Below are 9,552 nucleotides of genomic sequence, written 5' to 3'. Positions count from 1 at the left end.
TTCAAAGCGTCTGAGGTCCTCAAAACAACAATCGGGAAGACTGCTTCCCCTTTAACGAGGACACCACTCATGACGACCAAGACCACCCGCTCCGCCGCTTCTGTTGAAGTTCCAACGGGCTTCTTGCAGACCGCCATATCGCATCGCGCACCGCAGCAAACGCAAATCGTGCGTCTCAGCCAAAACAGAAACGCCAATTTGTACAAATGCGCCGTCGCCTTCACCGCGATGGCGCCTGCCATCCTCAGCATGGGAGAGTAGAATATGCCAGCACTTCAACCAATTTTTTCAACTGACCGCACCTCTGCCAAGCTTCTGGACATGAAGCTCTTTCAGTTCCTCGAATTGGTCGAGGCCGGGGCACTCCCCAAACCGGTGAAAATTGGCGGCCAACTAGTAAGGTGGTCCGTAAAGGAACTTGAAGCCATCAAGACCGGGGAAATCATGGAGGCTGAATTCGAATGGTGAAACAAATGGACAAACCTTTTGTGGTGCCAGTTGTTCGCAAAGGTCGGACGTATTGGTATTTCCGGCGTGCAGGAAAATATGTGCGACTACCAGACGATCCAGACAGTCAGGCGTTCGACACCGCCTACTGGTCTATTCGATCCGGCAAAGCGAACATAACCCAAACAACTTTCGACGCATTGATCACCAGTTACTATCAAACACCGCGCTTCAAAGGCCTAAAGGCAAGCACCAAAGCTGAATACCGCCGCACGTTAGAGCTGATCCGAGAAAAGAATGCCCGAAAGGATTTCACGAAACTACGCCGTCGGGACGTAATTGCCGCACGAGACAACTATGCGGACACGTGGCGCAAAGCCAACGCCATGGTAGAGCAGCTATCGATCTTAGCAAATCACGCTATTGAATTGGAGTGGATCACTTCTAATCCAGCTTCAGGCGTAGAAAAGCTAAAAGGTGGAGAATACGAGCCATGGCCGGAGGCCAAGTTAGAAGCCTTTGAGACCTATTGCACGGGAAACGATCTGTCGACAGCCCTGACAGCTTACCACCTATGCATAGGCACGGGCCAACGGATCGGCGACGTTGTCAAAATGGAATGGGAACATTTTGACGGCGAATACGTGGAAGTTGTGCAAGAAAAGACAGGCACTCGTGTCTGGATCTATTGCCCTTCCCGCCTTCGCACGTTTCTGAACAACCTGCCCCGCCGGGGCAGATATGTCATCGCCAAAAATCTAACACAGCCTGTGTCCAAGCGCAGGGTGCAGTTTTTGGTGCAAGAGGTTAGGGAGGCGATAGCGGCTAAGAAGTTTGTGATCCATGGATGGCGCTACAACGCGGCGCGTGAACTTGCAGAAGCTGGTTGTAGTGACGTTGAAATCCAGTCTGTCACCGGCCACAAAACATTGGCAATGGTCCAGAAATATCGCGCGCAAGCCAATCAGAAGCGACTCAGCAAGTCTGCGCAGTCCCGAAGAACAGAACAAAAACGAAACGTGAAAATGTGAAACTAAGTGTGAAACTCTGATGTCGGAAGGTTCGCAACCGCTTACGCAAACAATCGTTTATTGCGTAAAATCAATATGGTGCGGGTGAAGGGACTCGAACCCCCACGCCTCGCGGCGCCAGAACCTAAATCTGGTGCGTCTACCAATTCCGCCACACCCGCATGTCCGCGCCTCTTAGCAAAGCTTTTTGGGGGATGCGAGAGGAAATCGTGCGCCCGCGGGTTTGTTACCGACATTTTGACGGGATCACCCTGTTGCCAAAATCGCTTCCACCTCACGCCGATAGGCCAATGGCCGCGCCGGTGCGCAGGCCGGCCTCTCTTCCAGCTCGGGAAACAACGCCCTAAGCTCCGCTTTGGAAGCCTCAGGCAAAGCACTCATCGCGACCTCTCCCGGGTTCAGGCTTTCGGTCGGCACCCCGTCTGACAGCAAAATCTCGTGCCGGTCCAATTGCAAATGCACATAGGTCACCTTGCGCGCGCTTTCGGCCACCCGCACCCCGTCGCCATCCACCAGATGCGCTGCAGCCGCCAGCACCTGCGGCTCACCACAGATCAACTCGGCCCGCCAGCCTCCCAGCAAAATGCGATGCTGCGGCGACACCATCATGTCGCGCTCCGGCATCATCACACCCAACGCGCCTTTGCGGATCAGGATTGGCCGAAACTCGGGGCGCGCGCGTAAAACGTCTTCAGACACCTCAACATGCCCAACCCAACGCACAGTCTGCGGCCCGCGATCCAGCGTCATAACCTCATCGCCAACCACAATCTCTTCGACCCGTTTTTCCCCGCGCTTCATCCGAATGCGCGTGCCGGGCGTGAAACAGGGCGGCGCGGCGATATTGCCTTGATCCACCGCCGAACCACCACTCGGCCCTTCTTGCGCGGAAATCACCGTCAAGGACACGCCAACGGGTGGAAACTCGCCAACAAACGCCAACCCCTCAATGGTGCCGTAAGCTGGCGAGGAGTTACGGAAATTCACAGACAACACGCGATATGTCAGCCCCGTCGCCGGATCCTGCAGGATAAACTCGTATTCGGCCTCAATACGTGTGTCGTCACCATAGGTTACGCCATCAAACGTTTGCGCGCCGTCCAGTCGCTGATTGCCGTCATTGTCGTCAAAGTTGCTGTCGCTACCACCGTCACTCACGTGGATTTGTTCCCACGCGCTTGCGTTCAGGGTGATTGTCTCGCCAACCAGATGAGAGCCGTCCCCTTGCGAGACGCCGTCCAGCTGTTCGCCGCCCGAAACCGAGACGTGGGACTCGCCAAGAGCCCAGAAACTGTAATCTGTCATTGTGCTAGGACCCGCTCGATCCGAATGTTTTTTTGATTAACAAAACCCTAACACAATATGGCCTATCGCGGCAATCACTGCACCTCAAGGTCTCGCAAGACCTGCGGCAAAACCTCTGGCAAATCCTCGGCAATCAGCCCCGGCCCAAACGCCCGCGCGCATTCCACATGCAACCACGCCCCCGTTTCCGCCGCCGCCATCGGCGCAAATCCCCGCGCCAAAAGCCCGGTGATGAACCCTGCAAGCACGTCGCCCGACCCAGCCGTCGCCAACCACGGCGCCGCTCGCTCATACACGGCCGCATTCACCGCACACCGCCCTGAGGGGTCCGCAATCACCGTATCCGCGCCTTTGAAAAGCACCACGCACCCCGCCCGCGCCGTTGCCTCCCGCGTGGCATCCACCTTGGAATAGGCCGGCCCCTTGGTGGGCACCTCTGCCAGTTTTGCCGCAATATCAGGAAAAAGCTTGGCAAACTCGCCGCCATGGGGCGTCAAAACGCAATCCGCGTGCAACATCTCAAACAACTCTTCCGGTGCGTCTTCAAACGCTGACAGGGCATCCGCATCCAACACTGTCGCCCGCTTTGCGGCCAAAACCCCCGGCACCAACTCCCGCGCCCGCTCAAGCCCCATCCCCGGCCCAAGACACAGCGCATTGATCCTTTGATCCGCCAAAACAACATCCAGCGCCGTCGCATCTCCAATCCGCGTGAGCATCAACGCCGTGATCTGACAGGCCACCTCCTGCTGCGCCGAAGGTGGCACCCCCAGCGTCACCAGCCCTGCCCCGATCCGCAAAGCCCCGCGAGCGGCAAGTCGCGCCGCGCCGGATTTGCCGGAGCCACCGGAGAGGATGAGAGCATGACCGTGGGAATACTTATGGTCATCGGTGTCCTTGCCAATCAAACTCGGATGTATCGGGCCAACCTCCTTAACTAAGCTCCTTCTGGCGACGCGCCATAAAGCCGCGTCATCCCCAACTTCTGGAGCGCAGTTTTTCACCCACAAGTGCCTGCTTTGAGTGTCTTCTAGTCCGATATCCACTACCCGCAACTCTCCACGCCTTTCCGCGCCCTCGCCCAGAAAGTGGCCCACTTTTGCGCGATGAAACGTTATCGTAAGGTGCGCCGCGGCAGAAAACCTGTGCCAGACCTCTTCGTGCTCAAACTCACACCCGCTGTCGGCACAGACGCCGCTGGGAATGTCTACCGCGACAATTGCTGGTCGCCCGCGTTCGTGCCCGAACTCAACATCAAAACAATCGACCATGTCCTCCATATTCCAGAAGAGGTTGCCAAGTTCCTGCAAACCGCGCTTCAACCCGGTTCCGAACAACGCGTCGACAAGCACATCGCACTGCCAGCCATTCGACCGCGTGAATTCCTCCAACGCCTCAACTGCTCCAATCTCCAACCACCGCTCATAATTCACCCGTGCATCCGGCGGCACCTTCTCGGCATCCCCATACAGAAACACCTCCACATCCCAGCCGCGCTCCTTCAACAGCCGCGCCACCACAAACCCGTCGCCGCCATTGTTCCCCGGCCCACACAGAACCACCGCCCGCTTTTTTGTTCCGGAATTACCGCGGGGGGAGTCCGGCTCCGCCGGATTGGGAGCAGCGCCCCCCTCTTCCCCCAACTCCGGCCATTCCTCCAAAATCGCCTCAACCACACCCTGTCCGGCCCGCTCCATCAGCTCCAGACCGGTCACTTCTCCCGACTCAATCGCCGCCTGCTCAATGGCGCGCATTTGGGCTGCGGTTAACAACTCGCTCATTTAACCAACATCTCGCGTCTCAACGGCCATTTCTTTGGCATCTAACTGTGCAGGTTTCATCCTCATGACTCCGCCCCTCAATTTTCGTTCTTTGCATCATCCAGCGAGTCGCGGTCCAACCCAATATCTTTAACCACCAGCTTTCCGGACCACTCTTTTGCACGACGCCGAAAGTGCCCGTGTTTTGCGCGATGAAATGTCACCGTAAGGTCGGCAAGGACGCAAAGCTCGGACATTTCTTCGCCGGTGTCTGCGTTCAATCAGCTCAAAATATCAACCGCCACCAGCCTATTGGTCTGCCAATTTCTTTCGTACCGAATGTTATTGAATAACTCCACGACCTCCTCTGGCAATGGGCGATCCAATCCGGTTCCAAAAACTGCGTCAACAAACACGTCAAACTTCGTTTCCGCCAACCTCATATCTCTTCGACCCAGCGGGCGTATTGCGTGAAGCTGTTTAAACTTTTTGTACCAGAGCACTGCGCATTTGCGAGCATCCGGTGGCTGCTTGGAAGGCGGCCCCAAGAAAAAGACTTCTACCTTCAATCCGCGATCGGCAAGCAACTTAGCAATTACAAAACCATCGCCTCCAGTGTTGCCTGGGCCGCATAAAACTCCGAACCGTGGTGTCTCGGCGACGCGGCGCAAACGCCAGCGCGCTGCCTTTGCCCGCAAACCAGTTCCATGCGCCATCTTTGGAGTATCCAACTCCGGCCACTCCTCAAAAATGGCCTCCACAACGCCCTGCCCGGCCCGCTCCATCAGCCCCAGACCGGTCACTTCTCCCGACTCAATCGCCGCCTGCTCAATGGCGCGCATTTGCGCGGCCGTCAGCAATTCGCTCATTTCCAATGCACCTTGCGATTCAATTCAGCGCAATTTTACGCCATACTGCCTATTTTTTAATCACCACCCCAAAATCCACCCTCTGGCGCGGCCCTGCGTCACCCTATCCAATTGTGACGCCGAAATGAAAGTGATCTGTCCATTTTCAAGCAGTCACCTGAGGAGGAGTCTCCACATGAAAAAGATCGAAGCCATCATCAAGCCGTTCAAGCTCGATGAAGTCAAAGAAGCCTTGCAGGATTTCGGCATCCAGGGTCTGAGCGTTGTCGAAGTCAAGGGCTTCGGTCGCCAGAAGGGACACACCGAACTCTACCGCGGCGCGGAATACGTCGTGGATTTCCTGCCCAAGGTCAAAATCGAAGTTGTTCTCGATGACGATCAAGTCGACGGCGCCATCGAGGCCATCGTCGGCGCGGCAAAGACCGACAAAATCGGCGACGGCAAAATTTTTGTCTCTCCGGTAGAGCAAGCCATTCGCATCCGCACCGGTGAATCCGGCGCAGACGCACTGTAATTCGCCCTTAACCAACCGTTTCCAAACATATCAGAAGGAACATAGAGAATGAGCGCAGATGCAGTTCTCCAGCTGATCAAAGACGAAGACGCGGCCTATGTGGACATCCGTTTCACCGACACCCGCGGCAAGCTTCAGCACGTAACCGTAGACGTTGACCTGGTTGACGAAGACTTCCTCGAAGAAGGCTTCATGTTCGATGGCTCGTCCATCGAAGGCTGGAAGTCGATCGAAAACTCCGACATGAAACTGATCCCCGACACCACGTCGGCCTATGTGGATCCGTTTTATGCTGAGAAAACCATCTGCATCCACTGTTCCATCGTTGAGCCCGACACAGGTGAATCCTACGAGCGCGACCCACGCGGCACCGCCGAAAAAGCCGAAGCTTACCTCAAGTCTTCCGGCATCGGTGATGTGGCCTACATGGGCCCCGAAGCAGAATTCTTCCTGTTCGACGACGTTCGTTTCGAAAACAAAATCAACAAAGTATCTTACGAAGTTGATGCCATCGACGGCTCTTGGAACACCGACACCGAATACGAAATGGGCAACATGGGCCACCGCCCGGGCATCAAGGGCGGCTACTTCCCAGTCAACCCAACCGATGACAGCCACGACCTGCGCTCCGAGATGCTCTCCACCATGAAGCGTCTGGGCATGAAAACTGACAAACACCACCACGAAGTGGCGTCCTGTCAGCACGAGCTGGGCCTGATCTTTGATTCGCTGACCAAACAAGCTGATGAACTGCAGAAATACAAATACGTGATCCACAACGTGGCCGCGTCTTACGGTAAATCCGCAACCTTCATGCCCAAACCGATCTACGGCGACAACGGCACAGGCATGCACGTAAACATGTCCATCTGGAAAGACGGCAAGCCGCTCTTTGCTGGCGACAAATACGCCGATCTGTCTCAGGAAGCGCTGTACTTCATCGGTGGCATCCTGAAGCACGCCAAGACCCTGAACGCCTTCACCAACCCGTCGACAAACTCCTACAAGCGTTTGATCCCAGGTTTCGAAGCCCCCGTTCTGCGCGCCTACTCGGCTCGTAACCGCTCTGGCTGCGTGCGTATTCCTTGGACCGAAAGCCCGAAAGCCAAGCGCGTTGAGGCCCGTTTCCCCGATCCGTCGGCGAACCCTTACCTGTGCTTCGCAGCTCTGCTGATGGCTGGCCTTGACGGCATCAAAAACAAGATCGATCCCGGCGAAGCCATGGACAAGAACTTGTATGACCTGCCTGCCGAAGAACTGGCCGGTATCCCAACCGTCTGTGGCTCCCTGCGTGAAGCACTGGAATGCCTCGAAGCCGATCACGACTTCCTGCTGGCCGGTGACGTGTTCACCAAAGACCAGATCGAAGGCTACATCGAACTCAAGATGGGCGAAGTTGAGCACTATGAGCACACGCCTCACCCTGTTGAGTTTGGCATGTACTACAGCTGCTAAACGGCGCAGGGGCCGACACACCAACGGCCCCACGCTCTGCGTAACCGCAGTATTGGACAGTGAAACGATTGGGCGCCCCTCGGGGCGCCCTCTTTTTTGGTGCGGCAATCCTCCAAAGACGCTGTTATTTATACGGTTCTCAGCGGCTCAAAGCGCAGAACTAAAAAGACCGGCGACCGCTGGCACCAACCAAGAAGCAAAAAAACGCTGATACCCGCGCCGCAATAAGCCAATTTTGGCGCATTCCCATCACGATTTTCATTCCAATTTGTGAAGCCATATTTCAATCGCTACCAAACCCATCGGAACGCGAGACATAGCAAAACTTGATTTTTGCGACTCAGCTGGTCTTCATAGAGGCAGTTGATTAGGCACGGCAATGCAGCCGGGTCGCCGCTATCCTACGCTAGGCATGCGGTGACATTTTCGAAACAGCACATTTGGCCTTCCAGATTTGTGCGAAAAGGACCGTTAAATGACCGACGCAAGCGACCCCGCTAAGAAAAGCGCAATGCAACGTTTTCTTGGGATGATCGAGGGGCTGGGCAACCGGCTTCCACACCCCACAATTCTTTTCATCGGCCTGACACTTTTCATTCTGGCCCTGACCGCCGTGTTTTCCGCGCTTGGAATGTCGGTCGAAACACCAACCGGCCTTTACGAAGTCAACAACCTGATTGGAAATGCGCCCATCGAGCTGCAAAATCCGCGAAACGGTCAGGTCTTTGCGTCATATGACTCCGGTTGGCAGTATCTCTTCAACACTCTCACACCAAACTTCGTGAACTTCGCGCCCTTTGGCATGGTTGTGGTGATCATGATCGCTATTGGCGTCGCAGAACACAGCGGCCTGATCGGTGCCACCATTCGCAAACTTGTGACATCGGTTCCCGCCTATCTGGTAACGCCCACTGTGGTTTTCGCTGGTGTAATGGCCAATATCGCTGCAGACGCAGGTTATTTTGTGCTTATCCCATTGGGACCACTGGTATTCTGGGGCCTTGGCCGTCACCCGCTTGCTGGACTAGCGGCCGCCTTCGCGGGTGTGTCGGGTGGCTTCTCTGCCAACCTCGTCATCACCTCGCTTGATCCGTTGCTCGGTGGCTTTACACAGCCCGCCGCCGCAATTGGCGATGGTCTGCTTGGCACCGACTTTGCCGCAACCATGAACATTGCAACGATGAACTACTACTTCCTGATCATCTCCACATTCTTTGTGGTTTTGGTTGGTACATTGGTTGTCGAACGCATCGTTGAACCGCATCTCGGCGCCTATTCGCCTCCTGAAAACGCGGACGTGCCGGCCATGCCCGATGGCATCAACGCCGATGAGACCCGCGCCCTGCGCAAGGCCGGCTTTGCCGCTCTCGCCTATATCGCCCTCATAGTCTGGACAGCCATTCCCGTCGTCAGCAACATCCCGCTCTTGGGAGTCTTTTCCACAGCGACGCTGCCGGCTGAGACCGTTGAGGCTCTGGTGGCGCGTTACGGCTCTGTGAACCTGACCCATGCGCCGCTGTTTCACACGCAGATCATCGTCACAATGCTGTTCTTCTTCTTCCTGATCCCGGGTCTGGTTTATGGCCGTGCCATTGGGGCATTTGCCACCGGGGCCGACTTCGTCCGTACGATGGAAAAGGCCACTGTCTCGATGGCTGGCTTCATCGTCATGGTGTTCTTCATGGCGCAGTTCATCGCCTACTTTAACGCCTCCAACATCGGCATCGTTATTGCCATGCAGGGTGCGGAGCTGCTTGAAAAGATGCCTGCAGACAGCACAGGCGGTCTGATCGTGCTAGTCTTTGGCTTTGTGGTCCTTTCGGGCTTTATCAACCTCTTTATGGGCTCTGCCTCGGCCAAATGGGCCATTCTGGCGCCGATCTTTGTGCCCGTGATGATGACCGTCGGGATCACTCCTGCCGCGACCCAGATGCTGTATCGCATCGGGGACAGCTCAACCAATCTGATCACACCGCTGATGACCTACTTCGCCTTTGTCATCACCGTGGGCGCTAAATACCGCCCAGGCTTTGGTATTGGATCTCTGGTGTCGTTGATGCTGCCATTCTCGATCGCCTTTATGCTGGGCTGGACGATCCTGTTCCTGCTTTGGGCCTTCACCGGATTGCCGCTGGGACCTGGTGAGGCGATCTTCTTCGCGGTCCCCTAAA

Annotated in this window: 9 protein-coding genes and 1 tRNA gene; 6 read left to right on the top strand and 4 right to left on the bottom strand. The window is 56.0% G+C overall.

Going from position 1 to position 9,552, the window contains the following annotated elements:
* From PG871_RS20260 to PG871_RS20250, 3 genes are all read left to right on the top strand, one after another.
* Positions 1–261, top strand: a 261-nt coding sequence (locus PG871_RS20260) for a hypothetical protein (protein ID WP_270733091.1), incomplete at its 5' end; no start/stop codon positions are given.
* Between the two features lie 3 nt (positions 262–264).
* A complete protein-coding gene (locus PG871_RS20255; RefSeq protein WP_108890995.1) occupies positions 265–468 on the top strand; it encodes a helix-turn-helix transcriptional regulator in 204 nt (67 codons plus the stop codon).
* 5 nt (positions 469–473) lie between these two features.
* On the top strand, positions 474–1,478 hold the full coding sequence (locus tag PG871_RS20250) for a site-specific integrase (protein ID WP_270733086.1): 1,005 nt from the start codon (positions 474–476) through the stop codon (positions 1,476–1,478).
* A 76-nt stretch (positions 1,479–1,554) separates the two neighbouring features.
* Here the strand turns inward: PG871_RS20250 and PG871_RS20245 are convergent.
* The 4 genes from PG871_RS20245 to PG871_RS20230 all read right to left on the bottom strand — a co-directional run bounded on the left by PG871_RS20245 (position 1,555) and on the right by PG871_RS20230 (position 5,412).
* Positions 1,555–1,639: transfer RNA gene (locus tag PG871_RS20245), tRNA-Leu, on the bottom strand.
* 85 nt (positions 1,640–1,724) lie between these two features.
* Positions 1,725–2,783, bottom strand: coding sequence for a Hint domain-containing protein (locus PG871_RS20240; protein WP_270733084.1), 1,059 nt, complete (start codon positions 2,781–2,783; stop codon positions 1,725–1,727).
* A gap of 74 nt (positions 2,784–2,857) precedes the next feature.
* Positions 2,858–4,564, bottom strand: coding sequence for an NAD(P)H-hydrate dehydratase (locus tag PG871_RS20235; protein WP_270733081.1), 1,707 nt, complete (start codon positions 4,562–4,564; stop codon positions 2,858–2,860).
* A 260-nt stretch (positions 4,565–4,824) separates the two neighbouring features.
* Entirely contained in the window at positions 4,825–5,412 is a 588-nt protein-coding gene (locus PG871_RS20230; protein WP_270733079.1) for an NAD(P)H-hydrate epimerase, read from the bottom strand.
* Positions 5,413–5,587: 175 nt separating this feature from the next.
* On the opposite strand from PG871_RS20230, the gene PG871_RS20225 reads away from it, so the two are divergent.
* The 3 genes from PG871_RS20225 to PG871_RS20215 all read left to right on the top strand — a co-directional run bounded on the left by PG871_RS20225 (position 5,588) and on the right by PG871_RS20215 (position 9,551).
* Positions 5,588–5,926, top strand: coding sequence for a P-II family nitrogen regulator (locus PG871_RS20225; protein WP_270733076.1), 339 nt, complete (start codon positions 5,588–5,590; stop codon positions 5,924–5,926).
* Positions 5,927–5,974: 48 nt separating this feature from the next.
* Positions 5,975–7,381, top strand: coding sequence for a type I glutamate--ammonia ligase (gene glnA / locus PG871_RS20220; protein WP_270733074.1), 1,407 nt, complete (start codon positions 5,975–5,977; stop codon positions 7,379–7,381).
* A gap of 475 nt (positions 7,382–7,856) precedes the next feature.
* A complete protein-coding gene (locus PG871_RS20215; protein WP_270733072.1) occupies positions 7,857–9,551 on the top strand; it encodes an AbgT family transporter in 1,695 nt (564 codons plus the stop codon).
* The last annotated feature ends 1 nt before the right edge of the window (position 9,552 follow it).

The sequence above is a fragment of the Shimia sp. Alg240-R146 genome (genome assembly GCF_947331465.1).
In the GTDB taxonomy this organism is placed as follows: domain Bacteria; phylum Pseudomonadota; class Alphaproteobacteria; order Rhodobacterales; family Rhodobacteraceae; genus Shimia.
This window is presented reverse-complemented; position numbering and strand designations above follow the sequence as displayed.